The organism is Microbispora sp. H13382 (assembly GCF_014161445.1).
Classification (GTDB): Bacteria; Actinomycetota; Actinomycetes; order Streptosporangiales; family Streptosporangiaceae; genus Microbispora.
The window spans coordinates 116,381-142,691 of sequence record NZ_JABBXA010000005.1 but is presented as its reverse complement, the minus strand read 5'-3'; the positions used below and the strand labels follow the sequence as shown (position 1 = coordinate 142,691).

Here is a 26,311-nt window from a genome sequence, read left to right as displayed (position 1 = left end):
CGCCGCACCCTATGGGGCGTGGGTCCGTCCGGCGCACTCAGCCCCCGGCGACCCGTGCGGGAGGAGTCATGGCCTGTGGCTGCCGGGAAGTTTGCGGCCGGAGGGTATGACGACGGGGCGAAATCAACGAACCGGCGGGAAATCGATGGCAGTAATCAGGGTGATTGGCGTGTTTTGTCTGGCCTCGGGGGTCCGGCCGCTGGCCGTCGCGACCCTCGTCGTCGGGATGTCGCTGTCGCCGGCTCAGGCGCTGGCCGTGCCGTACGCCGGGCACGGAGACGGGTCCGGCAAGGGCCGTGCCAAGCAGGTCACGGACGGCCGCAACACGGCCAACGCCCCCACGATCACCAGTCCGGTCCGCCAGCTGTCCGGGGGCAGGCGCAACGTGAACGCCTCCGCGGGCAACAGCGGTCTCGCGGTCGCCGGCCTCCAGCAGGAGACGAGCGTCGCCGTCTTCACCAACACCCTCAGCGGCCAGTGCAGGAAGGGGCTCGACGACTGCGGGATCAACCAGGCCCTGCGGACGCGGGAGGGCGGCGGCCGGCGCACGGGACGGGGTCAGAAGGCCCGGTAGTCGCGAGGGGCCATGCGCGGGCCGCGCGCCGGCGGCCTGACGCCGCTGAGCTCGATCAGCCTGACCACGCGGTGGCGGTGCCCCCGGAACGGCTCGAGCAGTTCGAGCATGCCGTCGTCGTCGGCCTTGCGCCCGGTCAGCGCGTAGCCGACGATGCCCGGCAGGTGGAAGTCGCCGACACTCGGGGCGTCCGGGTCGCCGTGGGCCCGCTGGCGCACCTCGGCGGACGTCCACACGCCGATCCCCGGCAGCGCCCGCAGCAGACGGTCCGCCTCCGCCGACGCCTCCGCGGTGGTGGTAGTGGTGCGCTCCAGCTTCCCGGCGTGCCGGGCCGCGTTGACGATCGTCCTCGCCCGTACGGCCTCCGCGCCCGCCCGGTGCCAGTCCCACGACGGGATCGCCTGCCACACCTGCGGCGGCGGGATCACGTACATGCCCTCGGGCGCCGGGCCGGGGGCCGGCTCGCCGTAGCGGCGCATGAGGAACCGCCAGGCCCGCCACGCCTCCCTGCCGACCACCTTCTGCTCCAGCACGGCGGGCGCGAGTGCCTCGAACACCCGCAGGGAGCGGCCGATCCGCAGCCCGGCGGCGCGGCCGGCCAGGCCCGCGACGAACGCGGCGGCCCGGGCGTGCCGGGGATCGCCGGCGCGGGTCAGCCGCGCGAGCATCGCGGCGAAGCCGGCCACGTCGTCGTCGGCGCCCAGCAGCGACGGGAGCGTCTCCAGCAGCCAGCCGGCCCCCGGCCCCCACGCCTGCCCGCGGACCTCGCCGCCGCTCGCCGTCACGCGCAGCGTGCCCGGGCCTTCGGGCGTGCGCGAGGTGCGCCAGATCGCCCCGTCCGGGGTGCGCCGCCAGGCCGGATCGCCTCCGCCGCGCCGGTGCGGGGACAGCGTCAGCACGACGTCGAGCGGCGCGGACGGCCGCCAGCACCGCTCGCGGAGGGCAGCCCCGGGCGCGGGTAACACAGGTGCTCGGCTCGCCTCCACCTGCCCAGTCTGCCGCACGGTCAGACGTCGCTGGAGAAGCGGACCGCGCACTCCGGCAAGGTGATCCCCGGCCAGACGCGCATGCCGGAGGTGAGCTCGTTGCCGGGGCCGATCAGCGCGCCGTCGCCGACCACGACCTGCCGCAGCACGGCACCGGACGCGACGCGGGCGCCCGCGCCGACGACCGAGTCGACGACGGTCGCGCCGGACGCGACGTGGCAGCCCTCGGACAGCACGCTTCCTCGTACGCTCGCCCCGGCCTCGACCGTGGCCCGGGCGCAGACGACCGTACCCCCGGTGACCTTGGCCTCGGGCGACACGACCGCCCCGTCCAGCAGGAGGCGCTCGCCCGCCGGGCCGGGCAGGGCGGGCGAGCCGAGCTTGCCCAGCACCAAGTCCGCCGAGCCCTGCACGAACGCCGCCGGCGTGCCCACGTCCAGCCAGTACGAGCTGTCGGCGAAGCCGAGCACCAGCGCACCGGCCGCGATCAACCCGGGGAAAGTTTCACGCTCCACGGAGACGACCTGGCCCTCGGGGATCGTGTCGATGACCGAGCGCCGGAACACGTAGCAGCCGGCGTTGATCCGGTTGGTCACGGGATTGGGCGTCTTCTCCAGGAAGGCGCTGACCCTGCCGTCGCCGTCGGTCGGCACGCAGCCGAACCTCGACGGGTCGTCCACCTCCGTGAGGTGGAGGGTCACCGCGGCGCCCCGCGCGACGTGCAGGTCCACCTGGGCGGCGATGTCGTGACCCGACAGGATGTCGCCGTTCAGCACGAGCACCGGCGCCTCGGACGGGCAGGTCAGAGCCCGCGCGGCGTTGCGGATCGCGCCACCGGTGCCGAGCGGGGTGTCCTCGGTCATGTAGACGATCTCCAGGCCGAAGCCCGAGCCGTCGCCGAAGGCCTCGGTGAACATCGACGCCCGATAGGACGTCGCGAAGACCACCCGGCGCACCCCGTACGCCCGCGCCTTGGCCAGCTGGTGCGCGAGGAAGGGCACCCCCGCCGTCGGAAGCAGCGGCTTGGGCGTGCTGAGCGTCAGCGGTCGCAGACGCGTGCCCTGGCCGCCCACCAGAAGGATCGCCTCGAGACCGTCGGGCGACCGCACAGAACTCTCCCTCACAGCCGCGAGGGTAGCCTAGTGCCGCCTCCGGCGGGGTTCGCCGCGAAAGGTGGCGCTCAATCCTCTACGGCTCGCTGGTACGCGACGAGGTGGGCCTCGGCCGAGTGCCGCCAGGTGAACTCGCCTGACCGCGTGACCCCTGCCGCGGCCAGCGACGCGCGCCGTGCCGGCGACTCCAGGAGGGCGCGCAGCGCCCGCGCGATGCTGTCGGCGTCGGGCTCGGTGTAGGCCACGGCGTCGCCGCCGACCTCCGGCAGCGAGGTGCGGTGGGTGGTCAGCACGGGCGCCCCGCAGGCCATCGCCTCCAGCACCGGCAGCCCGAACCCCTCACACCGCGAGGGGGACGCGACCACGAGCGCCCCGCCGAGGAAGCCCGGCAGGTCGGCGAAGGGCAGGTAGCCGGGACGCACGACCTTCACCCGGGGCGGCAGCGCGGCGACGGCGGCGTCGACCTCCTCGTCCCAGGCCGGGCCGCCGGCCAGCACCAGCGCGGGCGGCGAGGACAGGTGCGCGACCGCCCGGCCGAAGCCGGTCACCAGGTTCGGCACGTTCTTGCGCGGCTCCAGGGCGCCCAGATAGGCGACGTACGGCCGGCCGTGCAGCCCGATGCGTCCGGCCACCCGGCGCACGTCCTCGGGCGCCGGGGGGTGGAACAGCGCGGGATCCACCCCGTGGTAGGCGACGTCGATCCGCGTGGGGTCGGCGTCCAGCACCCGGACCAGCTCGTCCATGGTGGCCTTCGACGGCACGATCACGCGGTTCGCGTGGCGTACGGCGGTGCGGGTGGCCGACCGGAAGAACGAGGCCCGCACGGGATCGTGCTGGTCGGGGTCGGTGAACGAGGTGACGTCGTGGACGGTGGCCACCGTGGGCAGGCCCGACCCCAGCGGGATCGAGTAGTAGGGGGCGTGGATCACCTGGGCGCCGGCGTGCCGGGCCAGGATCGGCAGCCCGGTCTGTTCCCAGGCCAGCCGCTTGTCCCGGTTGGTGATGGCGGGCGGTCCGGAGAGGATCCGCGCCGAGGGGGCCAGCGCCGCGTACCGCTCGGCGTCCGCTCGCTGGCAGACCAGCGCGACGTCGGCGCCCGCCTCGTGCAGGGCCGCGACCAATCCATCGACATACCTGATCAGGGCGCCGCGGTCGGCGGGGACCGCGGCGGCGTCGACGAGCACCCGGGGTGTCAAATGAATCGCTCCCCTCCTTGGGCCCGCGCCGGCCGGGAGGATCGCTCCCCGCCCACGTGGTCCCGTTGTTCCGGCGGTGTTCCGGCAGGGGCCCGGGGGCCCACGCCGCGAACGGACGCCTTCCCCCGCTCCCCTCCTTGTCACTCTATTTCCGGAGTCCCCCGAAACGTGAGCGATATCACATGAGGGTCGTCTCTCAGGATGCCCATTCCGCGCCGAGTCCACGGATTCAGGCCCGGACTACGGGTTCCTTCCGCGTACGGACCGCACGGCGGGAGGCCAGACCGGCGGCGCCGGCGCACACCAGGTCGCCGACGGACACGATGAGCCGGGAGCACAGCGCGGCGGCGATCGCCGCGGGCCGGTCGAGCACCGGGGCGAGCGCGGCCACCATCGCGACCTCGCGCACGCCGGCGCCTGCCGGGGCGATCACGAACACGAACCCCAGGCACCAGGCGAGCGCGAACGCGCCGAAGCTGAGGATCACGGCCGAGGGCCCGCCCGCCCCGAGGCCGTGCACGATCAGCGCCAGGTGCACGCCGTACGCCGCCCAGCCCGCCAGGGCCCAGCCGCACGCGACGAGCACGCCGCGCCGGGTGAGGGGCCGTTCGAGCGGCGGGCGGCGCAGCTTGCGCAGCCCGAACGCGATGACGCCGTTGACCACCCTCGGATGCAGGGCGGCGACGGCCACGGGCACGAGCAGCAGCAGCCAGGCGAATCTCGCGACCGACTGCCCGGCGAGCACCGGCAGCGTCACGACGGCCACCAGCAGGCCGGTGCCGAGGTAGATCGGGTACGTCAGGAAGAAGGCGGCCGCGCTGCGCGGCCGGGGTATGCCGTGGTCGCGGCCCATCTCCATCTGCGCGAGCATCGGCCACACCGACCCGGGGATGTACTTGCCGAGCTGGCCCACGAAGAAGATCTTGGATGCGTCGGTGAACGCCAGCGGGGAGCCCAGGTCGGCCAGCAGCGCCCGCCACATGAGCATCCCCGCGACCAGCGCGCCGAGCACCGCCACCAGCGAGCCGGCGAGCTCCGCCCACGACAGCCGGGTGAACCCGTCGGCCACGGCGGTCCACTGGCTCGCCACCGCCCAGACGCCGAACCCCAGGGCCACGAGCAGGAACAGCGCGCGTACAAGTTTGCGGCGGCTCATCGGGACGTGCGGACCGGCTCGGGCGGCTGCGGGAGCGGCGCGCCGAGGGGACGGCGGGGCGTCTTGGTCGCGACCCACAGGTAGGTCGGGACGACCGGCAGCAGCGCCCGCAGGGCCGGGCGCGGGGTCCGCTCCAGCGTGGCCTTGGCGGCGCGGCCGACCGCGCCGGGGAACAGCTCGCCCCCGGCGAACCGCTCGGGCGCGGCCAGCACCGGGAACGTGTAGTCCCACACGTGGAAGTCCGCGAGCATCCGCCGCAGCCCCGGGCGGGTGCGGAAACGCTCGTAGTAGTGGTCGGCCCGGCCGAACGCCCGCACGTACCGGTCGGCCGCGGCGCGCGGCAGGTAGGACAGGAAGGGCAGCTTGTAGTGCGGCTCCATGACGCCGAGCCGGTTGCCCAGGCCCAGGTAGAGCACGCCGTCGTCGGACAGCACCCGGTGCATGTCGGCGATCACGGCGTCGGGGTCCACCACGTGCTCGTAGATGTGGTTGAAGACCAACACGTCGATCGAGCCGTCCGGGAAGGGCAGTCGGGAGCCGTCGGCGCAGACGAACGCGACCCGCCCGCCGAAGCGGTCCGACGCCTTGCGCAGGCCCGGGACGTCGATGTCGAGCCCGAGCGTGTGGCGCGCGCCCGCGGCGGCCAGCTCGTCGGCGATGAATCCGGCCGAGCACCCGACGTCGCCGACGGTGAGCCCCGACAGCACCTCGCCGGGCTTGGCCGCGTCCCTGCCCAGGAAGTGCGCGAGCACGGCGATGATCTTCGCGGCCTTACGCCGGCGCTTGTCCTCGTCGAGCATCGCGGCCTGGAACTCGGAGTATTCCAGCTGGGCCGCGCGTTCCCCGCTCACCGGTCGATCACCCTCGCGTCCTGCCTGTCGTCCACGGTGCCCAACAGTACCCGTGGCCGCCCCGCCCCCGCCTCGCGATCAGCCGACCCTGTGGACAACCCGCGCGGCGAACCTACCAATCAGTAGCTTCAGGCTTTACTCTGGGCGCGTGCCGCGCCTGCTGAACCGCCTGCGCTCCAGCCCGCTGCTGCGGGTGCTGCTCGCCTTGGTCGCGCTCGCCTTCCTGGCGTACGGCCTGGCCCGGAACTGGACGGACACCTCTGCCGCCCTGTCGCGACTGTCGTGGTGGTCGCTCGGCGCCTCGTTCCTGGCCGTGCTCGCCGGGCTCGGGTTCATGCTGGTCGCCTGGCGCGACATCCTCGCCGGGCTCGGCTCGCCGCTGCCGCTGCGCGTGGCCGCGCGGGTGCTGTTCGTCGGCCAGCTCGGCAAGTACATCCCCGGCTCGGTCTGGGCGTTCGCCGCGATGATCGAGCTGGCCCGCGACCACGGCGCGCCGCCGCGCCGGACGTTGAGCGCCACCGCGCTCGGCCTGGTGACCTCCCTGGGCTGCGCGCTCGCGCTCGCCGCGGCCACGCTGTCGCAGCAGATCGCCAGACAGGCGTGGTGGCTGCTCGCGCTGGTCCCGCTCATCCTCGTCTGCCTCCACCCACGGGTGATGACCTGGGGGCTCAACCTCGCCCTGCGCGTCGTCCGCAGGGAGCCGCTCGACCGGGTGCTCAGCGGGACGGAGATGGCCAAGGCCGCCGCCTGGACGATGGCCGGCTGGCTGGTGTACGGCGTGCACCTGTGGGTCCTCGTCGGGGGCATGCGGCCCGCGGACCTGTCCCTGTACGCCGTCGCGGCCGGGGCGTACGCGCTGGCCTGGTCCACCGGCATCCTCACGGTCGTGGTGCCCGCCGGGATCGGCGTACGGGAGGGCGCGATGGTCGTGGCGCTCGCGCCGGTGCTCGACACGCCGAGGGCGCTGGCGATCGCGGTGGTGTCCCGCGTGATGTTCACCCTCGGCGACGTCGCCTGGGCCGGGCTCGGCTTCCTGCTCGCCCGCGGCCGCACCGCCCCCGCCGGTCAGCTGTCCGACGCGGCCAGCAACGTGTCCAGGTAGACGGCCCAGTGCGGCTCGGGGTCGACGGGCGCGACGCCCGCCCGCAGCCGCTCGGGCGTCCCCGGCTCGTAGAACCGCTTGATCGCCTCCGCCAGCGCGCCGGCCGAGCCCGGCTCCACCAGCAGGCCGTCCACCCCGTCGCGTACGTTGTCGGGCAGCGCCCCGACCCGGGTGGCGATCACCGGCACGCCGTGCTCGTGACCGAGCCACACGTTCTGGCTGGCGGTCGCCGACCGGTAGGGCAGCACCAGGGCGTCGGCCGCGGCGAACAGTCCGGGCACGTCCTCGGCGGGCACGTACCCCGGCCGGATCTCGACCCGGCCGGCGAGACCCAGCCGCTCGATCAGGGCGCGGGTGTCCTCCAGGCCGCCCCAGAACTCGCCCGCCACGGTGAGCCGTACGTCCGGCACCTGCGCGAGCGCCTCCAGCAGCAGGTCGAGCCCCTTGTACGGCCGGACGATGCCGAAGAACAGCAGCCTGTCGTGCGCCGTGCGGCCCGCCGTCTCCCGCGCTCCGCGCGAGGGCAGGTGCGGCGCGAGGGCGGCCACCCGCACCGGCGCGGCGGTGAGCGCGCGGGCGAGGTCCGCCTGCTGCTCCGAGTGAGCGAGCACGCCGTCCACCCGGCGCAGCAACGCCTTCATCAGCGGCCTGTCGTACGGCTTGCTCTCGTGCGGCAGCACGTTGTGACACAGGGCGATGACCCGCGCCCGGCGGCGCAGGCCGGACAGGATGCCGAGATAGGCGGGCACCTGCACCGGGCTGAGCACAGTGAGCACGACGAGGTCGGCCCCCCGCAGCCGCCGCCCGCACGCCACCCAGCCGTCCGGCCGCCGCCAGTCGAGGTCGCGGCGGGTGCCGGGATACGGCTCGCCCTCGGGGCTGTCGATCGTCTGCTGCCCGGGATACAGGAACGACGGATACTGCGCCCGCCACGACTCGATGACGACGTCGTGCCCGGCCGCCCGCAGCCGGTGGGCCAGCTCGGTGGTGTGCTGCGCCCCGCCGCCCTTGTACGGATATGTCGGGCCGACGATCGCGATCCTCACACATCACCTCTGGATCGCACGATCAGGTCGGCGAGCAGCGCGAGCGAGCCGATGATCATTCCGGTCAGGAAGATCACGACGGTGTTGCTGGTGAAATAGAACTCGATCCCGTGGCTGATCACGTCGTACACACCCTTGACCAGGCCGAAGCCGACCAGCCAGAGCGCGGGCGGCATGAGCACCTTGAGCGGGTTGAAGTACATGATCATCCGCAGCACCTGCAGGATGTAGCGGTAGGCGTCGGAGACGAAGCTGAACTTCGACTTCCCCGCCCGCTTCGCGTAGTCGATCGGCAGGTAGTAGACGTCGTGCTGGTTCGACATGAACGCCAGCGTGATCGTCGTGACGCAGGAGAAGCCGGGAGGCAGCAGCCGCAGGTACGGCCTGGCCACCGACCTGCGGAAGGCCCGCAGGCCGGAGTTGAGGTCGGGGATCTTCTGCCCGGCCAGCCGCTCGGCGATCTTTCGGATGAACCACTTCGCCGGCACCCGCAGGAACTTGTGCGAGCCCTCCTCGGTGGTCCGCGCGCCCACGACCTGGTCGATCGTCGGGTCCTTCTCCAGGATCTGCACCAGCTCGGGGATGCGCTCGTTGGGGTAGCTCATGTCGGCGTCGGTCCACACGACGATCTCACCGCGGGCCTCCTGGCTGCCGATCCTGCGTACGGTGCCCGAGCCGCCGTTGCGGTGGAAGGCCCTGATCCGCATGTGCGGGAAGCGCGGCGCGGCCTCGTGGAGACGCGCGAGCGTCTCGTCGGTGGAGCAGTCGTCCACGGCCAGCAGTTCGTAGGTGTAGCCGCTCGCGTCCATGGCGGCGCAGATGCGCTCCACCTCGGCGATCACGTGATCCTGCTCGTTGTAACAGGGCAGGACGATCGTGACGTACGGGGTTTCTGCGGGAGTCACGGCGCTTCCAGAGGTCTCGGGCGTTGTCACGTCCGGCTAGGGTACTCTGCCCCGCCAAATCGCGGTCTCACTTCGAGTCTCCTCACCCCGCCGCTACAGGGGGCGAACGTGCCGGACCATCTTCACGACGCCGGGCATGCCGGTGAGGGCCCGCTGCACCTGCGCGAGGTCCCACGAACCGGCGAACCTGATGTGGAACGCCTCCGGCATCCGGTCCGCCTGGAACATGTCGGGCCGTTCCCACCACTGCCTGTGGCGCATGACCGCGGCGGCGTGCTCGGCGTCCTCGAAGTAGATCTCGGCTACTCCCGGTAGCCCACGGATGCGGTCGAACACGGCCCGCCGGTCCGCCATGCCGCCCTCGCAGTCCTGCCGGCACAGCCGGACCGCCGCGTCGGCCCTGCCCCACCAGAAGTCGTCCCGGTAGGACTCGACGTGGAAGACGCCGGGCAGCCGCTGCACCTCGCCGAGGACCCGCCGCCAGTCCCCCGGCGCCAGGACACCGCCGTACACCGCACGCCTCACCAGGTATTCGTCGAGCATGTCCCCGACACGCCGATCCTGCCGGGCGATGGCGAGCGCCTGGGCCGGCGTGAGTCGCCGGTATCCGCGCGTCTCCGCGTGGCTCGTGAGCACGCGCTCGATCTCGCGCCGCTGGGCCGCCGTCGCCGCGCCCGACGGGCAGTGGTCGTCCATGGTCGGCGATTCGCCGGACAACTGCCCGTCATAAGGGGACGGGGGCCCGCACAGGTGCACCAGGAAGGTGCCGGTATGAGGCCACGGCCCGTCCGGCGGAAGCGACGGCTCCCGGGAGGCCCGGTAGGCGAACACCCCACCGGCTGCCAGCGCCACGACGAGCACGGCCGCCGCCGCGACCAGGAGCGGCCCTCTCCGCGGGCCCCGGCTATCGCCGATCGTGATCTCCTCGGCCTGGGCAGCTCCGGGAAGGGTCATGAGACCGATACCACCTCGGCGACGCCGGGCATCCGGCCGAAGACCCTCTCCATGTCCGCCCTCGCGGGCGGCCTGTCGAACGTGACGTAGAAGGTCTCGGTCAGGCCGCGCGGGTCGAGATCGCTCTCCTGCCCGTTCCAGAGAATCCGCCGATAGTCCTCGATCGCGTGGTCGATGTCCTCGAAGTAGACGGCCTTCACCCCGTCGAGGTCCTTGACGCGACTCAGAACGGCCGCCTTCTCACGCTCAGAGGCGTGTGCACGCCCCCGGCACGGTTTGTAGGCCTCGCCCTCCCGGGGACAGAGCTTGATCCCGATGTCGGCGACGCCCTGCCAGGAAGTGTCTCCGAAGATGTAGGTGTTCGAGACTCCCCGCAGCGCCTCCAGGCGACGCTTGAGCGCGTTCCAGTCCCCCGGGCCCAGGGTGCCCCGATAGGACTCGGGCATGTCGTCGGCGCTGAGCAGGCTGAGGAGCTTGGAGCCGCCCTCGCCCTCGTCGGCATGGGCCCGGAATTCCTCCCACGCCTGTTCCTTGGTCACGAAGGAGAGGTCCCGGATCTCCGGATACGTCTTGAGCTCGGCCTCGATCGCTCGTTTGTCGCCGGCCGTAGCCGTGCGGTGGTGGCAGTTCGGCCAGATCTCCACGCTGCTCCGGTCGCAGAGGTAGGCCGAGAAGGACCCGGTCTGGGGCCGGGGGCCGCCGGGCGGGGGCAGCGGCCAGCGGGACTGCTCGTAGAACCGCCACCCGGCGATGCCGAGTGCCGCGAGCCCGCCGAGGACCACGACCGCCAGACCGGCGATGACCAGCGGCTTCCGGAGAGGACCCGCCCCGGATTCCGGCTCCCGCCGATCGTCACCGAAGGACAATTCCTCCATCGCAGGAGAATCCACACGCCGAACCCTAGAGCTAATCGGTTGGAACGGTCATCCAGACGTCGACGTTGAGCGACCAGGTGCCGTTGGGCGGGTCCACCAGCGAGCGTTCGTCCTGCCGGGTGTGCAGGCTCATCACCCGCGTCGCCGGGCCGTACGCCATGAGCTGCTCGGGCTCGGCGGCGAGCAGCACGGGTCGGCGGCCGGTCCGCCGGACGGCCTCGACCAGGCGCAGCACGTCGGCCCGGCGCGGCACGTCGGAGCGCGGGGGGTAGACCACGCGAGCCGTCGGCAGCCCGCACTGGCCGCGCAGGACCTGCGTCAGCCGGTCGCCCGTGACACGCTCGGCGACGAGCACGGAGGCGTTCGCCGGAATCGCCCGGCACAGACCCGCGACCGCGGCGGCCTCCCCCCGGTTCACCGGCGAGAACGCGGTGCCGATCGAGGTGATCGCGGGCGGGACCGCCAGCAGCAGCGCCCCGGCCGCGACGGCCGCCCGCGAGCGGCCCGGACGGGCGGCGAACCAGCGCGTACGCGTGAGCCGCCGCGAAAGCCACCGCAGCCCCCAGACGGCGAGCAGCACCAGACCGGGGATGACGATCGGCACCAGCCTGCGGGAGGCGAAGGGGTGGTCGGGGGTGATCGCGGGACGCCAGAGCGTCGTCACCGTCGTCCACCCGATCACCGCCAGCGGCAGCAGCCAGTCGAACGCCTCTCCCTTCATCAGGCCGCCCCTGGTCAGGCGGCGCGCGAGCACGGCCGCCGCCACGGTCGCCAGCACGACGGCGGGGAGCCCGACGTACCAGAGAAGCCAGTCGAGGGAGTGCTCGTAGTACAGCCGGGACTTGTCGGGCACCAGGCCGCCCGCGACCTGCGTCTTCTCGATGAAGTCGGCCGTGAGCAGGTCCTCGGGCGTGACCGCGTCACGACGCACGGTCTGCACCCAGGGCCGTACGGCGAAGCCCGCCATGACCAGCACGACCAGGGCCGCGGCGGCGTTCGGCAGCCATCCCGCACCCGGGAGGCGGCGGGCGCGGGCGGCGATCCGGGGCGCGAGAGCCGCGCCGGCGACCGTGAGCGCCACGACGACGGCGCAGATCGCGAGCAGGGGCATGAGCGAGCCCGACAGGTACTCCAGATAGGGCCGGGCGAGGACGTAACCGCCGGTGAACCCCCACACACCGCCCACGAGCAGGCCGGTCAGCAGAGGCACGCCCAGCCGTCCCTCGGGGAAGGGCCTCGCGCGGGGTGTCCGCCGGAGCGCGACGAGCACCCCGGCGAAGGCGAGCACGGGCAGCACGTCGCGCAGGCCGTCGATGCGCACCAGCAGCGCCAGCCCGAACGACAGCCCCGCGAGCGCGGCGGACGGGAGGCCCGCGCCGGGCGGCTCGGCCCGGAGCCTGGCACGCGCGTCGAGCAGCAGGTTCATCCCGCCGAACAGCAGGATGAGCGAGGGGATCTCGCTGAACGTCGTCCGCGACGTGTAGAGGATCGGCAGGCTGACCGCGAACACGAGGGCGGCCAGGGGCGCCCAGCGCGCGCCCGCGAGCCGCGCGGCGGTCCCGGCGACGGTGAGCACCGCGAGCGCGCCCAGCACTGGCGGCACGAGCAGCAGGCCGGGGACGCCGCCCAGCCAGTGCCCGATCGCGTGGATCATCGGCGGCCCGGCCATGAACTGCGGGCCGATCCCGCCGTCGACCGCGTAGAACCCCATGCTGTCGAAGCGCAGTGCGGTGTCGGGGCCGCCGAAGTCCCCCACCGGGATCGGCAGCGACCCGTGCCGGGCGAGCCAGACGGCGTACTGCGCGTAGGTCGACGGGTCACGCCGGACGATCAGCTGCTCGCCGTGCAGGAGCCCGTTGAACACCCCCGATCCGAGCGCCACGGCGAGGGTGGCCGCCGTCGCCCGGCGGTGCGGCGTCGCGGCCTCGGGCAGGCGGCGCAGGCCGTACGCGCACAGCAGGAGGGCGGCGGCGCCGCCGAGCACCGCCATGGGCAGCGGCAGGAACCGCCCGAGCAGCAGCAGCGGAAGCCCGGCGATCAGCCACCCGCTCAGCGCGAGCGCGGGCACGACGGAGACGGCCGCGAGCAGCCTGCCCGCCGCCTTCCGCTGCGATGGCAGCCGTGTGCGGCCACGCGCGTGGCCTGACGTGTTCACCGGGATGCACCCGAGACTAGCGGCCCGCCCCGGAGCACCGCCTTCACCGTCGTGTCCCGCCCGCCCCGCGCGTCGCCGTTGTCCACAGGCGCGTCCCGGCCCCGCACAGGGGTCGCGGGGAGCCGGTAGCGTACGCCGGGAGGCAGGCAGGGGGGCGCATGAGGGTGTCGGACAGCCGGGGCTCGGCGCCCTGGCCGGAGGGGGAGGGCGGGCACCCCAACGAACGCCCCGGACCCGCCCGGCCCGGCGAGCCGCCCTCCGCGGGCCCGCCGACGCCGCTCGCGCACGGGCGGCTCAATGGCTGGGTGCGTGGGCGTGTCGCGCCCCGCGACCCGTTGCACCCGGTGGCGTGGGCGCGTGAGGACCTCCCCCGATGGGCGCGCCGGCACCGGTGGTTTCTCGTGGTCCTCGGGCTGGGGGCGCTCCTGCGGCTGGTGACCGTGCTCGGCTACCGGCCCGCGCTGTGGTTCCCCGACTCCTACACCTACGTGGTGACCGCCATGCGGCCGAGGCCGGACCTCGTCCGCCCGGCGGGTTACTCGATGTTCCTGAGGCTGCTGGAGGCGTTCCACAGCTTCGCCCTGGTCGTGACCGTCCAGCACGTGCTGGGGCTGCTCGTCGGCGTGATGCTCTACGTGACCGTCCTGCGGCGTGGCGGTCCCCCGTGGGCGGCCGTCCTGGCCTGCGTCCCGGTGCTGCTCGACGCGTACCAGATCGAGCTGGAGCACCTGCTCGTCTCCGACTCGTTGTTCACCTTCCTGCTCGTGGGAGCGGTGTGCCTGGCGATGCGCCGCCCGCTGACGCCGCGCTCGGCCGCCGCGCTCGGCCTCGTGCTGGCCGCCGCCACGCTGACCAGGACCGTCGGGCTTCCGCTGGTCGCCGTCTTCGCGCTCTTCCTGCTCGCGTACGGCGTGCGCCGTGCGAGCGGAACTAGCGGGGAGAGCGGGGCGAACGGCACAACCGGGGCGGTGCGCCCGGGCAGGGCGGTGGCCAGGCTCACCGTGCCCTTCCTGGTGGCCGCGCTCCTGCCGGTCGCGGGCTACGCGGGGTGGTTCCACGCGACCTACGAGCGCGTCGGGCTGGTCGGCTCGAACGGCGTCTTCCTCTACGCGCGGACGATGTCGTTCGCCGACTGTTCGGTGATGAAGCCGCCGCCCGACCTCGCCGTGCTGTGCGACTCGCGGCCCCCCGCGTCCCGGCCGGCGTCCCAGGAGTACATCTGGAACGCGCAGTCCCCCCTGGTCCGGCTGCCCGGCATCACGTTCACCAAGGAGACCGACACCCTGGCCGGGAGGTTCGCCTCGCTCGCGATCCGCAGCCAGCCGTTCGGGTTCGTCCGCACAACGCTGACCGAGCTCGGCAGGTCGTTCACGCCCGGCCGGCCCGTCTACCCCGACGCCGAGACGTACGGGTACTACGAGTTCCCGGCGACCGTGCCGCCACCGCCCGGTCGGCACCCCGCCGTGGTGGGCAAGGAGTTCGCGCAGCGTTACGAGCGTGGGTCCCTCACGCTGCGCATCGCCGAGCCGTTCGCCGGCCTGATGCGGGCCTACCAGGACGTCGCATGGCTTCCGGGGACGGCGCTGCTGGTGATCCTCCTGGTCCCCCCGGCCGCCTGGGCCGTCCAAACCAGGTCCGCACGCCGGGCCCCGGCGAGGCGCACGACCCGGGCAGCGGGCGAATCCCGGGCAGCGTGGACGCGACGGGCGCCCGAGGACCGCGTCTCCTCGAACCGTGCTCGCTCGAACCGTGCCCCCTCGAAGTGGGGCATCGCCTGGGTGACGGCCTGGGCGCTGCTGCTCGTCCCGTCCGCCACGGCCCAGTTCGACTACCGCTACGTGCTGCCCGCGGTGCCGCTCGCCTGCCTGGCCGCCGCCCTGTCCGTGCGAGGGCCCGGCCGACGGGCACGAACCCCTTGACCTGGCCAAACGGCGCGCGCATCATCAAAGCCAGGTAAAGGCAAACTCATTCTCATACCCAGAATGTCGGTGTTTAGTATGCTCTGCCCCTGGATCAGGGGGACGTGACACGGCATGATCGTGGCCCGGATCCTCCCAATCGCGGCACTCGCAGACGCTCCCGTGACCTACCCTCGGAGCGCCACCTGTGATCGCCAGGCAAGGAGGACAAGTGTGCGAGCGAACCAGTAATCCTTCCGGCCTCTCGCCCACTCGTCCGGCTGCCACACCATGTCGCCCAGCTGACGCCGCATGCCGCCCGGATGACGCGGCATGTCGCCCGGCCGCCGCCTCCCTGGCGGGACTGCGGTGAGCGAGCGCAGGCGCGTCTCCGCGCGCACCAGCCCTCCGCCGCCCCCGTCCGACCAGAGGGTGTGGGGTCCCCCGGAGGACGCCGCGTACGGCGGGGCCTTCGAGCCCCCGCGAGGCCGCAGAGCGGCTCCCGCGCCCGCCGGGTACGCCGACATGCCGGTGGCCGCCGCTCCCGCCGGCTACGCGGAGATGCCGGGCAGACGTGGCGGACAGCGACCGCCCCGGGACGACTACCCGCCCGAGGCGTACGACGGGGCAGGACGCCGCGGCGGGCGGCGCGCCGAGCCGAGCGTCCCGCCCGAGTCCTCCTACGACGAGGAGGAGCCGCCGCGGCGGCGCGGCCGCAGGCGCGGCGAAGACGAGGAGACCGGCCACGCCCCCGGCACCGTCCCGAGCCGCGCGCACGGCGGCGGCGCCGACTTGCCCCCGGACGGCAAACCGCCGCGCCGGCGCGGCGGAGGCGGCGGCCGTTCCGGCCTGGGGATCGGCGGCTGGATCAGCGTGGTGCTCACATGTGTGCTGGTCATCGGCACGCTGACGGCCTACAAGGTCTACCGGAGCACGATCGGCCTGATCAACAGAGGCGCGTCCACCGACGACCTCGACAAGAACCGCCCGGTCAACGAGACCGGCGCGATCAACGTGCTGCTCGTGGGCTCGGACACCCGGGCGGGAGACAACAAGAAGTACGGCCAGCACCTGGTCAACGACGGCGAGCGCACCGACACGATCATGCTGCTGCACGTGTCGCCCAACCGTGACGCGGCGACGCTGCTCAGCTTCCCCCGCGACTCCATGGTGATGATCCCCGCCTGTTACTCCCGCAGCAGGACGCTCATCCCGGCGCACCTCGGAATGATCAACTCCGCGTTCTCCGACGGCGGGATGATCTGCACGCGGCGGACCATCGAGAGCCTCACCGGAATCCGCGTCCACCACTACGTGAAGGTCGACTTCACCGGCTTCAAGAGCATCGTCAACGCGCTCGGCGGCATCGAGATCTGCCTGCCGCAGGCCGTCAACGACAAGAAGGCGAAGCTGACGCTCCCCGCCGGCAAGCAGACCGTGAGGGGCGAGGCGGCGCTGGGCTACGTGCGGCTGCGCTACGGCCTCGGCGACGGCAGCGACATCTCGCGCATCAAGCGCCAGCAGGTCTTCATCTCCCAGGTCGTGAAGAAGGCGACCAGCAGCGCCCTGCTCACCGACGTGGGCAAGCTGCAGAACTTCATCGCCGCGGCGGCGAAGTCCGTCACGATGGACGACGCGCTCAACACCGAGGAGCTCATCAAGATCGCGCAGAGCGCGTCGAAGCTGTCGGCGAAGGGCTTCAAGGCCACCACCGTGCCGTGGGAGCCGTACACCGCCGACAAGAACCGCGTCCAGTGGAAGCAGCCGGCCGCCGGCAACCTCTTCAGGGCCATCGCGAACGACACCGAGGTGGCCCCCACCGCGTCCGCGAGCCCGGCCGCCTCGCCCTCCGGTCCGGTGGTCACCAAGCCGCAGCAGGTCAAGGTGCAGGTGTTCAACGGCACCAACGTCTCCGGCCGCGCCAAGGAGGTGGCCGAGGAGCTCGCCGGGCTCGGCTTCAACGTCGTCGGCATCGGCGACGCGAGGAAGCCCGACGGCACCGACCAGCCGAAGACCATGGTCCGCTACACCGGTCAGGGCTGGAACTACTCGAAGATCCTGGTCGGCAAGCTGGTCAACCCCATCAGCCCGGAGACCGGCAAGGCGGCGAGCGGCCCGGTCACGCCGTTCACCCCGTCCTCGCCTCCGCCGGACGCGCCCACGGGCAAGGTGCGCGGGCCGATCATCCAGCTCGTCGTCGGCGCCGACTGGAAGGGCGTGCGCGTCCCCCTGCCGGTCGGTGACAACGCGGTGACCGCCGAGACCAACATCTGCGCGAGCTGACACGCGTCACACCCTGTCCCACACCCCGGCCGGGGCTGCCAGGCCGTCCACGTGGACGGAGGCGCCCCGGCCGTTCTGTCACCGGTGGTCTGACAGAGGAACAGGACAGTGTCACACCCGTTACGTTCAGCCCCAGAGGCGACATCAGTCTTCAAGAACGTTAGGGTGAACACCTGGCCAACGCGCCCTGTTCGCCCGTTCGGGCTGATGCGCCGGGGCGCCTTCGCTAGTGTCCGAATGGACGCGGCGACGCACCCGAGGCGTGGCCGTTCCCCCGAGCCTCCAACAGATAGCTGAGCGTTTCTCCCGTGAGTGACACCCGCCATCACCCCCCGGTTCCCGGATCCCCGCAAGGCAACGACCCCGATGCCGAAGAGGCTCCCACCGGAGTGATAGGCCGGATCACCGGAGACTGGCCCGCTCCAGAAGGCGGCCTGCCGCGGCGGGAGCCGAAGCCCGCGGGCGATCCGGGGGCGGAGCAGGGCGCGGGCGGGTCAGGCGGCCCGGCGAGCGAGCGGCCCGAGCACGGGCGCCACGAGAGCGGTCTCCCGGCCCCCGGCGACGAGAGCACGGCCGCGCCCGCACACGGACGCCACGGAAGCGACGAAAGCGCCCCGGGAAGCACGGCAGGCAGCGCCTTGGGGAGCGCGGCAGGCTCCGCCCCCTACGACAAGCCGTACGAGAAGCAGCCCCTGCCCGTACGGAAGCCGCGCAAGCCGGGCGCCTCCCGCCTGGGCATGCCGCCCGCGTCAGCCCCGCAGCCTGAGGGCTTCGACTACTTCTCCGCGGGCGGGGGCCAGGAGCGTCCGGGCGCCCCGCGCGCGGCGGCCGCCGCCGACGGCCCCGCCTGGCCGCAGGCGTTCCCCGAACACGGTCCCCGCAACCTGTCGGACGCCTTCCCCGGCGCCGGCCCCCAGCCCGGCTTCGGCCAGCGGGACGCCTCGGGCCTGCGGGGCGGCTCCGACGCCCCGACGCCGCCCTTCGGCGACTCCCCGGCCTTCCCGGCGCCGGCCTTCGGCGCCGCGCCGCCGTTCCCCGAGCCTCCGGGCTTCCCCGAGCCTCCACCGAGCTTCCCCGAACCCCCGGGACTCCCGCAGCAGCCGGCCGCCGCCGCGGACAGGACGGCCAACCCCTTCCTCGACACTCCCCCGTCCGGCGTGGGCCCGGCCTTCCCGCCGGACGACCCCTTCGGCGCCGCACCGCCGTTCCCCGAGACCACCCACGGCCGGCGCGGCGTGCGGGACTTCCCGGACGCCTTCCCCGGGGCCGCTTCGAACGCGGCCTTCGGCCCCGCGTCCGCGCCGGAGGCGCCCGCTCCCGCGTGGCCCGGCCAGGAGGCCGACCCCGCCCAGTGGGACCCCTGGCGGCGCTCTTCCCAGGACGGCGCCGGCGACCCCCGCCAGACCGGCCCGCTCGGCAGGCCGCTGCGCGCCCCGCTGCCCGCCTGGGCCGAGGTGCCCCTCCGTCCGGACGACGCATTCGCCCGCGGTGGGGGCCAGGATGACCGCCGGGTGGACGAGCCCGAGCAGGAGGCCGCGCCCCGGGCCAAGAAGCCCCGCGACCCCTACCTGGACAACGTGAAGTTCGTCGGCATCGCCCTGGTGCCCATCGGGCACGCGCTGGTCCCGACGCTCGCGGCCGACTCCGCGCGGGCGACGTACCTGTTCATCTACGTCTTCCACATGCCGCTGTTCGTCATCATCAGCGGTTACCTGTCCAGGAACTTCTGGAACTCCAACGCGAAGACCAACAAGCTGGTCGACACGTTCCTGGTGCCGTACGTGATCGTCGAGGTGGGGTACGCCCTCCTGCGCACCGCCTTCGGGCACAAGTTCAGCCTCACCATCATGGATCCGGCGTGGTTGAACTGGTATCTGCTCGCACTGCTGTTCTGGCGGCTCTCCACACCCGTGTGGAAGCGAATGAAATATCCGTTCGCCATCTCGGTGGCCGTCTACCTCTTCGCCGGGTTCTCCCAACTGTCCGGCGACTTCAGCATGGACCGGTTCTTCGGCCTGCTGCCGTTCTTCGTCCTCGGCCTCGTGCTCAAGCCGGAGGTCTTCGACTTCCTCAAGCAGCGCTGGGTGATGATGCTGTCGGTGGTCGTGCTGCTGGGCGCCGCGGGTGTGGCGGTCTTCCTGGTGAAGAACTACTCCGTGAAGCTCGGCCCGATCTACTACAAGGACAGCTACAAGGACCTCCACCTGGCCTGGTGGAAGGGCATGCTGCTGCGCACCGGCCTGCTGGTGGCCGCGCTGGCCATGTCGGCGGCCGTGATGTCGCTCATCCCCCGGCGCCAGACGTGGTTCACCGACCTCGGCACCCGCACGCTCTACTGCTACCTGCTGCACGGCGTGCCGGTGATGATCGCCAAGGAGATGGGCTGGGTCAGCTTCCCCTGGCTGTACGGCCCGCTCGGGGTAGCGGCTATCGCGGCCTCGGGCTTCGCCCTGGCCATCGTGCTCTGCCTGCCGGTGACCCGTACGGCGTTCAAGTGGCTGCTCGAACCCCGGCTGACGTGGCTGTACCGGCGGCCGAGCGGACAGGCGCCGAAGCCGGTGAGCACCGGAAGTTAAGCCTTATTTCGGGAGGCATTCACCCGGGGCATCCGGTCATTTCGGACGGCACGGTCAGCCTCCCCCTATGAGGGTATGCGTCGGCACGACAGTCCATCACCCGGAGGACGCGCGGATCACCCACCGGCAGATCCGGGCGTTGCTCGACGCCGGGCACGAGGTGACCTTCGTCGCGCCCTTCACGCACTGCAACGTGACGCCGCGGCCGGGCATCCGGGCCGTCGACGTGCCGAGGGCGGTCGGCCTGCACCGCGGTAAGGCGCTGCGGGCCGCCGCCTCCGCCCTGCGCAGGGCCGTGCGGGACGCCGACCTGCTGCTCGTGCACGACATCGAGCTGCTGCTCGCGCTGCCGCGCAGACGGCCGCCCACGGTCTGGGACGTCCACGAGGACACGATCGGCGCGCTGCGGGCGAAGGCGTACCTGCCGGGGCCGTTGCGGAGCGTCCTGCCGCCCCTGATCCGCGCGGTCGAGGGCCGTGCCGAGCGGCGTCTCCACCTGATCCTCGCCGAGGAGTCCTACCGTGAGCGCTTCCCCGGCCCCCACCCCGTGGTGCCCAACCACACGTACGTGCCCCCGACGCCGCCCGCGCCGCCGGGGGACTCCCGGGTCGTCTACGTGGGGCACATCTCCCTGGCGCGCGGCGCGGCCGAGATGGTGGAGGTCGCCCGGCGGCTCCGGCCGTACGGCATCCGCCTGGACCTGATCGGACCGGCCGACGCGGCGGTGCGCCCCATGCTGCGCGACGCGCAGCGCGCGGGGCTGCTCGACTGGTTCGGGTACGTCCCCAACAACCACGCGCTGCGGATGGCCGAGGGCGCCCTTGCCGGGCTGTCCCTGCTGCACGACGTGCCGAACTACCGCGACTCGACGCCCACGAAGGTCGTCGAGTACATGGCCCGCGGCATCCCCGTCGTCACGACCCCGCTGCCGAGGGCGGCGTCCCTGGTCGGGCGGGTCGACTGCGGGACGATCGTCCCGTTCGGCGACGTCGGCGCGGTGGCCGGCGCGGTCGTGCAGTCCGTGCTCCGCCTGCGCGAGGACGCCGAACGGCGGGCCGCGATGGGCGCCAGGGGCTACGTCGAGGCGCTGAACCACCATCACTGGCCCGCCGTGGCCGGCGAGTTCGTCGCCCTGCTGGAGCAGTGGGCCCAGGCCGCGAACACGGTGCCGGCCCTGAACCCCGGCCGTACGGTCCCGGCCTGACCCTGCTCAGGGCCGGGACGCGGACCGCAGGCGCGCACCCGTGACGGCAAGGCCGGCGGCCTGGGCGATCGCGCCCGCGACCTCGAACCACTCGGTGCCGGCCACGAGCCCGATCACGTGCAGCGGCGGCCACGCGATGACCCCGGCGGCGGCCCACAGCGGCACCACACGGGCGCGGAGCAGGGCCAGCCCGAGCAGCAGCGTGCCGACGAGGTTGCCGAGCGCGAAGAGCAGGAACACCCAGATGCCCGTCGGCTCGCTCTGGGCGCCGTCGATGACCGCCGCGTAATCGGCGACACCGCCCCCGCGTTCCGCCATGACGATGCCGGTGATCCCCGCGAAGGCGACCGCGAAGTAGCAGATATACCCGCCCGCCACGAGGGTCGCGCCGAGGGCCCCGAGCCTGCGGCTCCGGTCGCCGATGAGGCGCCTCGCGCCGAGGGCGGCCGGGACCATGAGCAGGCTGCCCAGCATGGCGGCGACGGTGCTGAGGCGATACAGGCCGGGGTGGGCCGCCACGAGGGCGAGTGTGTTCGCCCCGGTGCTGTCGTCACCTCCGGCGCGGGTGGCCCAGGCGTAGGCGCCGTTGGCGACGACGAAGCCCCACGGCGCGGTGAACAGCGCCAGGGCGAGCGGCAGATGACGAGTGTGCGACGGAGCCGTTTCCACGGGTTCTCCTCGGTCGAGCAGGTGGGGGGTCATGCGCGGGAGCGCAGCGCCGGGGCGAGGAGCGCCACGCAGACGAGGGTGAGCACGATCCCGGTCGCGGCCACCGCGACCGCCGGCGCCGGGACCCCTTCGGCGAAGAACGCCGGCACGGCGCTGAGCGCCGACAGCAGCCGGGTGACGATCACGGCCACCACCCCGGCGCGGCTGCCGCGCCAGGCGAGCACGACGCCGACCACGGTGATCAGACCGAGCACGCCGCCGGCGAGAGCCACCGCGAACGGCGGGTGCTCACCGTCGCCCAAGGGCACCGAGATCACGTCGCTGAGACCGAACAGGCCGGCCAGGACCAGGCCGATGACGAGGGGAACGGAGCGTTTCACTGTGCCTCCTGAGCTGCGGGACCGGATGCCGATGTCTCGCAGTGTGGGCGCGCCGGCCCCACCGGCGGATCCGGGCCGGCTCTGGTCCGATCTCCGTGCTGGCACGTATTCACCCCGGCCGCCGCGCGGCCTACGGTGTGCTCGTGGCACTCCCCCGTTTGCTCACGTACGCCGCCGCGATGCTGGTGTTCGCGCTGATGGTCGCCCCGGTGGTACCGGCCGTCGCGGGCGACGGGACGGTGGCGCCGGACGGCATGGCGCTCGTGATCGGCATCGCGCTCGCCCTGCCCTCCGTCGTGCTCGGCGTGCTGGTCGCCACCCGGCGTCCGCGCGGCGTGGTGGGCCTGCTGCTGGTGCTGGCCGGCGCGACGACCGTCTACCTCGCGGTCGGCGATTCGTACGCGAGCCTGGCCGTGCGGCGGGGGCTGTTCACCGAGGTCTACGCGGCGCTGTCGCAGGGCGACTGGATGTTCCTGTACGTGCCTTCGGCGCTGCTCATGCTCGTCTTCCCCGACGGCAGGCTGCCGGGGCGGCGCTGGCGCTGGGCCGTCGCCGGGCTGCTGGTCGTGCCCGTGCTGTTCATGCTGATCGCGGCGTGCGTCCCCGACACGTATCCGCCGCCGTTCGAGAGTACGCCCCACCTGCTGCGGCCTCCGCGGGCGTACGTGCCGATGCTGGAGATCGTGGGAGTGGCGCTGCTGCCGGTCTTCCTCGGGCTGCTGATCGCGTCGGCGGCGGCGATGGTCGTCCGCTACCGCCGGGCGGCCGACGAGGTGAGCCGGGCACAAGTCAAGTGGTTCGCCCTCGGCGCCGGATTCCTGCCGCTCACGCTGCTGCTGTGCTGGGCCGGTTATCTGTTCCTCGGCGGCCCCGACCTGGTGGTGTTCGGCCTCGCGGCGACGGCCGTGGCGATCCCGGTGGCGACCGCGATCGCGGTGCTGCGCCACGACCTGTACGACGTCGACCGGGCGATCAGCGCCGCGGTCACCTACGGCCTGGTGACCGCGGCCCTGCTGGGCTTCTACATGGCCGCCTCGTTCCTCGTCGGCTTCGGCGCCGGACGCGGCTCACCCGTCGCGGCGGCGGCCGCCACCGCCGTCTGCGCCGCCGCGCTGTCTCCGCTGCGCGTCCGGCTCCAGCGCCGGGTGGACCGGCGGCTCTACCCGGCCCGGCAGGCCGTGCTGACCGCCGTCGCGCGGCTGCGCGACCGCATGCACGCCGGGCAGGCCCGGCCGGAGGAGCTGGAGGCGGCGCTGCGCGAGGCGCTGCGCGACCCGGCGCTGCGCGTCGGCTACCGGATCCCGGGTGCCACAGGGCTGGTCGACGCGGCCGGCGCCCCCGTCGATCCCGGCGACTCCCCCGTGACACCCGTACGGCTCGGGGGTCACGAGATCGGCGCGATCGTGCGCGGCCGGACCGGGAGCCGTGAGCTGCTGCGCGAGGCGGCCGGCGTAAGCGCCCTGCTCATCGAGGTGGTCCGGCTGCGGATCGAGGTGAGCCGGGCGCTCGAGGAGGCCGAGGCCAGCCGGACCCGGCTGCTGCACGCCGGTTACGAGGAGCGGCGGCGGCTCGAACGCGACCTGCACGACGGGGCCCAGCAGCGCCTGGTGTCCCTCGGCATGGCGATCCGGCTCGCCCAGCGCCACCTCGGCGACGGCACCGCCGAGGTCGGAGCCCTGCTCGACGAGTGGGTGGCCGAGTTGGCCGCCGCGGTCACCGAGCTGCGGCAGATCGCCCACGGCCTGCGGCCGAGCAGCCTCGACGACGGTCTCGGCACCGCACTGGTCACGCTGGCGGGCAAGGTGCCGGTGCCCGTGGCGCTCGACGTTTCCGCCGACGACCTGCCCGACGACGTGGCGACGACCGCCTACTACGTGGCGAGCGAGGCGATGACGAACGCCGTCAAGCACGCCGGCCCCGCCGCCATCGGCGTGCGCGTCAGCCGGGCCGGCGACCGGGTCACCGTGCGGATCAGCGACGACGGGCGGGGCGGCGCCGAGATGCGGCCCGGCGCGGGGCTGGCGGGACTCGCCGACCGCGTCCGCGCGGCGGGCGGTGCGCTGCGGCTGTCCAGCCCGGAGGGCGGCGGGACGACGGTGGAGGCGGTGCTGCCGTGCGCGTCGTGATCGGAGAGGACTCCGCCCTGTTCAGGGAGGGGCTGGCCCGGCTGCTCGCCGACGCCGGGTACGAGGTCGTGGCCAAGGCCCAGGACGCCCCCGGGCTGGTCGCCGCCGTCGACGCCGCCGATCCCGACCTGGTCATCGCCGACATCCGGATGCCGCCCGACCACACCGACGACGGCGCGCGGGCGGCCCGGCGGATCCGCGACGCCCATCCCGGCCTCGGCATCGTCCTGCTCTCCCAGCACGTCGAGACCCGGCACTCGGTCGACCTGGTGTCCCGCGGCGGGTTCGGCTACCTGCTCAAGGACCGGGTCTTCGACGTGGACGACTTCCTCGACACGCTGCGCCGGGTGGCGGCCGGCGGCTCCGCCCTCGACCCCGAGGTCGTCTCGCGCCTCATCGGCGTACGCCGGGCCGCCGACCCCCTCGCGTCGCTCAGCGCCCGTGAACGCGAGGTGCTCGCGCTGATGGCCGAGGGCCGTACGAACGTCGGCATAGCCCGGCGGCTCTACCTGACCGACCGGACGGTGGAGACCCACGTCAGCTCGATCCTCGCCAAGCTCGGCCTGCACGGCTCGGAGGAGGACCACCGCCGCGTGCTGGCCGTCCTGCTCTACCTCAACCGCTCCCGGACCTGACGCAGGCGGCGGTCCAGGAAGGCCCGCTCGGAGGCGTTGCGGGTGCGGGCGATCGCCGCCTCGTACGCCCGCGCGGCCTCCTCGGCCCGGCCGAGCCGCCGCAGCAGGTCGGCCCGGACGGCGTGGAACAGGTGGTAGCCGTTCAGGTCGAGAGCGTCCACGAGGGCGAGCGCGGCGTCGGGCCCGTCGACCTCGGCGACCACGACCGCGCGGTTCAGCGCGGCCACCGGGCTCGGGGCGAGGGCGAGCAGGTGGTCGTACAGGCTCAGGATCTGCCGCCAGTCCGTGGCGGCCGCCGTCGGCGCGTCGGCGTGGACGGCGTTGATCGCCGCCTGGATCTGGTACGGCCCCGGCCGGCCGCGCCGCAGGCATGCCCGCACGATGTCCTGGCCCTCGGCGGCGAGGAGGCGGTCCCACCGGCCGCGGTCCTGATCGGGCAGCGGCACGAGGTCGCCGGCCGGGGTGGTGCGGGCGTCACGCCGCGCGTGGAGGAGCAGCATGAGCGCGAGCAGCCCCATGACCTCCGGCTCGCCGCGCATCAGCGCGGCCAGCAGGCGGCCGAGCCGGACGGCCTCCGCGCACAGGTCCTCGCGGACCAGCCGGTCGCCCGCGCTCGCCGTGTACCCCTCGTTGAAGACCAGGTAGACGACGGCGAGCACGGCCCTGAGCCGCTCCGGCAGGTCGGCCTCGTGTGGGACGCGGTACGGGATGCCGGCGTCGCGGATCTTGGCCTTGGCCCGGACCAGCCGCTGGGCCATGGTCGGCTCCGGGACCAGGAACGCCCGTGCGATCTCGCCCGTGGTGAGGCCGCCCAGCAGGCGCAGCGTCAGCGCGACCCGGGCGGCGGGGGCGAGCGCCGGATGGCAGCAGGTGAAGATCAGGCGGAGCCGGTCGTCGTGCACCGGCCCCTCCTCATCCGGCCCCTCCTCGTCCGGTTCGTCCTCGGCGGCGTGCAGCTGGACCGCCCGCGCGTGCCGGTCCGCACGCAGGGACTCCCGCCGGTGGCGGTCGATCATCCGGTTGCGGGCGGTGGTGATGATCCAGCCGGCCGGGCTGGGCGGCATCCCCTCGCGGGGCCAGCGCCGCACCGCCTCCGCGAACGCGTCCTGGACCGCCTCCTCGGCGACGTCGATGTCGCCGAAGTGGCGGACCAGGACCGCGACGGCGCGGCCGTACTCCTCGCGGAACACCCGCTCGACGTCCGGGGACGCCGCACTACGCGAGGTCGTCATCGCCTTCCACGACCCCGGCGAACGGGCGCACCTCCACCGGGAGCGTGGTGGCGCGGGCGAGCTTGCGGCCCCACTCCAGCGCCGCGTCGAGATCGGGCGCCCTGATGATCGTCAGCCCGCCGACGTGCTCCTTGCCCTCCGTGTACGGCCCGTCGGTGACGAGCTCCTCGCCGTCGCGCGCCCGCACGACGGTGGCCGTGGCCGGATCGTGCAGCCCTCCGGAGAAGACCCACGCGCCCGCGGCCCGCAGTTCCCCGTTGAGGGCCGCGAGGTCCCGCATGATCGGCTCCAGGACCTCCGGCGGGGGCGTCCCACCGTCGGGCTGCTGGATGCTGAGCAGGTAGTGCCTCACCGTCTCGTACACCTCCTCCGCGGGGCCCGCCGGACGCGGGCCCC

The 26,311-nt window shown here is 73.5% G+C and carries 22 protein-coding genes; 8 read left to right on the top strand and 14 right to left on the bottom strand.

The genetic code is table 11. From position 1 onward, the window contains the following. Positions 1 to 160: 160 nt before the first annotated feature. A complete protein-coding gene (locus HHX41_RS12565; RefSeq protein ID WP_182906086.1) occupies positions 161 to 574 on the top strand; it encodes a hypothetical protein in 414 nt (137 codons plus the stop codon). Here HHX41_RS12565 and HHX41_RS12560 read toward each other — a convergent pair. The 5 genes from HHX41_RS12560 to HHX41_RS12540 all read right to left on the bottom strand — a co-directional run bounded on the left by HHX41_RS12560 (position 559) and on the right by HHX41_RS12540 (position 5,875). After that, positions 559 to 1,539 (bottom strand): DNA-3-methyladenine glycosylase, encoded by a 981-nt coding sequence (locus tag HHX41_RS12560; RefSeq protein WP_182906085.1) that lies wholly within the window; start codon positions 1,537 to 1,539, stop codon positions 559 to 561. The genes HHX41_RS12565 and HHX41_RS12560 overlap by 16 nt on opposite strands. A 41-nt stretch (positions 1,540 to 1,580) precedes the next feature. Next, entirely contained in the window at positions 1,581 to 2,684 is a 1,104-nt protein-coding gene (locus HHX41_RS12555; protein ID WP_310741952.1) for an NDP-sugar synthase, read from the bottom strand. A gap of 56 nt (positions 2,685 to 2,740) precedes the next feature. After that, on the bottom strand, positions 2,741 to 3,868 hold the full coding sequence (locus tag HHX41_RS12550) for a glycosyltransferase family 1 protein (RefSeq protein WP_182906084.1): 1,128 nt from the start codon (positions 3,866 to 3,868) through the stop codon (positions 2,741 to 2,743). Between the two features lie 229 nt (positions 3,869 to 4,097). Then, positions 4,098 to 5,024, bottom strand: a complete 927-nt coding sequence (locus HHX41_RS12545) for a lysylphosphatidylglycerol synthase transmembrane domain-containing protein (protein WP_182906083.1) — start codon at positions 5,022 to 5,024, stop codon at positions 4,098 to 4,100. Further along, positions 5,021 to 5,875: a class I SAM-dependent methyltransferase gene (locus HHX41_RS12540; protein ID WP_310741951.1), complete on the bottom strand. Its 855-nt coding sequence runs from the start codon at positions 5,873 to 5,875 to the stop codon at positions 5,021 to 5,023. The genes HHX41_RS12545 and HHX41_RS12540 overlap by 4 nt, the downstream gene beginning before the upstream one ends. A gap of 148 nt (positions 5,876 to 6,023) precedes the next feature. Between HHX41_RS12540 and HHX41_RS12535 the strand changes: the two genes are divergently transcribed. After that, positions 6,024 to 6,977, top strand: coding sequence for a lysylphosphatidylglycerol synthase domain-containing protein (locus tag HHX41_RS12535; protein ID WP_310741950.1), 954 nt, complete (start codon positions 6,024 to 6,026; stop codon positions 6,975 to 6,977). Here HHX41_RS12535 and HHX41_RS12530 read toward each other — a convergent pair. From HHX41_RS12530 to HHX41_RS12510, 5 genes are all read right to left on the bottom strand, one after another. Beyond that, complete coding sequence (locus HHX41_RS12530; protein ID WP_182906082.1) at positions 6,941 to 8,023, bottom strand: glycosyltransferase family 4 protein; 1,083 nt, start codon at positions 8,021 to 8,023, stop codon at positions 6,941 to 6,943. The genes HHX41_RS12535 and HHX41_RS12530 overlap by 37 nt on opposite strands. Then, positions 8,020 to 8,958: a glycosyltransferase family 2 protein gene (locus tag HHX41_RS12525; protein ID WP_169986252.1), complete on the bottom strand. Its 939-nt coding sequence runs from the start codon at positions 8,956 to 8,958 to the stop codon at positions 8,020 to 8,022. The genes HHX41_RS12530 and HHX41_RS12525 overlap by 4 nt, the downstream gene beginning before the upstream one ends. A gap of 63 nt (positions 8,959 to 9,021) precedes the next feature. Continuing rightward, positions 9,022 to 9,882 (bottom strand): permease-like cell division protein FtsX, encoded by an 861-nt coding sequence (locus HHX41_RS12520; protein WP_182906081.1) that lies wholly within the window; start codon positions 9,880 to 9,882, stop codon positions 9,022 to 9,024. After that, on the bottom strand, positions 9,879 to 10,757 hold the full coding sequence (locus tag HHX41_RS12515; RefSeq protein WP_182906080.1) for a permease-like cell division protein FtsX: 879 nt from the start codon (positions 10,755 to 10,757) through the stop codon (positions 9,879 to 9,881). The genes HHX41_RS12520 and HHX41_RS12515 overlap by 4 nt, the downstream gene beginning before the upstream one ends. Before the next feature lie 31 nt (positions 10,758 to 10,788). After that, positions 10,789 to 12,912 carry a hypothetical protein gene (locus HHX41_RS12510; protein ID WP_310741948.1) on the bottom strand — a complete coding sequence of 708 codons (2,124 nt, stop codon included), beginning with the start codon at positions 12,910 to 12,912 and terminating at the stop codon, positions 10,789 to 10,791. Positions 12,913 to 13,070: 158 nt separating this feature from the next. On the opposite strand from HHX41_RS12510, the gene HHX41_RS12505 reads away from it, so the two are divergent. The 4 genes from HHX41_RS12505 to HHX41_RS12490 all read left to right on the top strand — a co-directional run bounded on the left by HHX41_RS12505 (position 13,071) and on the right by HHX41_RS12490 (position 20,873). After that, the gene (locus HHX41_RS12505; protein ID WP_182906339.1) at positions 13,071 to 14,831 is read left to right on the top strand and encodes a hypothetical protein; all 1,761 of its coding nucleotides are present in this window, start codon (positions 13,071 to 13,073) and stop codon (positions 14,829 to 14,831) included. 348 nt (positions 14,832 to 15,179) lie between these two features. Then, positions 15,180 to 17,093 carry an LCP family protein gene (locus HHX41_RS12500; RefSeq protein ID WP_182906079.1) on the top strand — a complete coding sequence of 638 codons (1,914 nt, stop codon included), beginning with the start codon at positions 15,180 to 15,182 and terminating at the stop codon, positions 17,091 to 17,093. A 308-nt stretch (positions 17,094 to 17,401) separates the two neighbouring features. Next, a complete protein-coding gene (locus HHX41_RS12495; RefSeq protein WP_182906078.1) occupies positions 17,402 to 19,669 on the top strand; it encodes an acyltransferase family protein in 2,268 nt (755 codons plus the stop codon). Between the two features lie 67 nt (positions 19,670 to 19,736). After that, positions 19,737 to 20,873, top strand: a complete 1,137-nt coding sequence (locus HHX41_RS12490; protein ID WP_182906077.1) for a glycosyltransferase — start codon at positions 19,737 to 19,739, stop codon at positions 20,871 to 20,873. Between the two features lie 6 nt (positions 20,874 to 20,879). Here the strand turns inward: HHX41_RS12490 and HHX41_RS12485 are convergent, their stop codons facing one another. Together HHX41_RS12485 and HHX41_RS12480 are read right to left on the bottom strand one after the other, a co-directional pair. Continuing rightward, complete coding sequence (locus tag HHX41_RS12485; protein ID WP_182906076.1) at positions 20,880 to 21,542, bottom strand: hypothetical protein; 663 nt, start codon at positions 21,540 to 21,542, stop codon at positions 20,880 to 20,882. A 29-nt stretch (positions 21,543 to 21,571) separates the two neighbouring features. Further along, positions 21,572 to 21,922, bottom strand: a complete 351-nt coding sequence (locus tag HHX41_RS12480) for a hypothetical protein (RefSeq protein WP_211592785.1) — start codon at positions 21,920 to 21,922, stop codon at positions 21,572 to 21,574. 143 nt (positions 21,923 to 22,065) lie between these two features. Between HHX41_RS12480 and HHX41_RS41710 the strand changes: the two genes are divergently transcribed. Both HHX41_RS41710 and HHX41_RS12470 read left to right on the top strand, forming a co-directional pair. Then, a complete protein-coding gene (locus tag HHX41_RS41710; RefSeq protein ID WP_220503999.1) occupies positions 22,066 to 24,048 on the top strand; it encodes a histidine kinase in 1,983 nt (660 codons plus the stop codon). Continuing rightward, a complete protein-coding gene (locus HHX41_RS12470; RefSeq protein ID WP_182906075.1) occupies positions 24,036 to 24,683 on the top strand; it encodes a response regulator transcription factor in 648 nt (215 codons plus the stop codon). The genes HHX41_RS41710 and HHX41_RS12470 overlap by 13 nt, the downstream gene beginning before the upstream one ends. On the opposite strand, the gene HHX41_RS12465 is transcribed toward HHX41_RS12470, so the two are convergent. Further along, positions 24,659 to 25,915: an RNA polymerase sigma factor gene (locus HHX41_RS12465; protein WP_182906074.1), complete on the bottom strand. Its 1,257-nt coding sequence runs from the start codon at positions 25,913 to 25,915 to the stop codon at positions 24,659 to 24,661. The two genes, HHX41_RS12470 and HHX41_RS12465, sit on opposite strands and share 25 nt — an antisense overlap. Then, complete coding sequence (locus HHX41_RS12460; RefSeq protein ID WP_310741947.1) at positions 25,899 to 26,279, bottom strand: YciI family protein; 381 nt, start codon at positions 26,277 to 26,279, stop codon at positions 25,899 to 25,901. Before HHX41_RS12460 ends, HHX41_RS12465 begins: the two co-directional genes overlap by 17 nt. Between the last annotated feature and the right edge of the window lie 32 nt (positions 26,280 to 26,311).

What these genes read in the sequence shown, in the direction of transcription:
- HHX41_RS12545 (WP_182906083.1), bottom strand. Translation starts at nt 5,024, where the DNA reads ATGAGCCGCCGCAAACTTGTACGCGCGCTGTTCCTGCTCGTGGCCCTG.
- HHX41_RS12520 (WP_182906081.1), bottom strand. Translation starts at nt 9,882, where the DNA reads ATGACCCTTCCCGGAGCTGCCCAGGCCGAGGAGATCACGATCGGCGAT.
- HHX41_RS12515 (WP_182906080.1), bottom strand. Translation starts at nt 10,757, where the DNA reads ATGGAGGAATTGTCCTTCGGTGACGATCGGCGGGAGCCGGAATCCGGG.
- HHX41_RS12505 (WP_182906339.1), top strand. Translation starts at nt 13,071, where the DNA reads ATGAGGGTGTCGGACAGCCGGGGCTCGGCGCCCTGGCCGGAGGGGGAG.
- HHX41_RS12490 (WP_182906077.1), top strand. Translation starts at nt 19,737, where the DNA reads ATGAGGGTATGCGTCGGCACGACAGTCCATCACCCGGAGGACGCGCGG.
- HHX41_RS12465 (WP_182906074.1), bottom strand. Translation starts at nt 25,915, where the DNA reads ATGACGACCTCGCGTAGTGCGGCGTCCCCGGACGTCGAGCGGGTGTTC.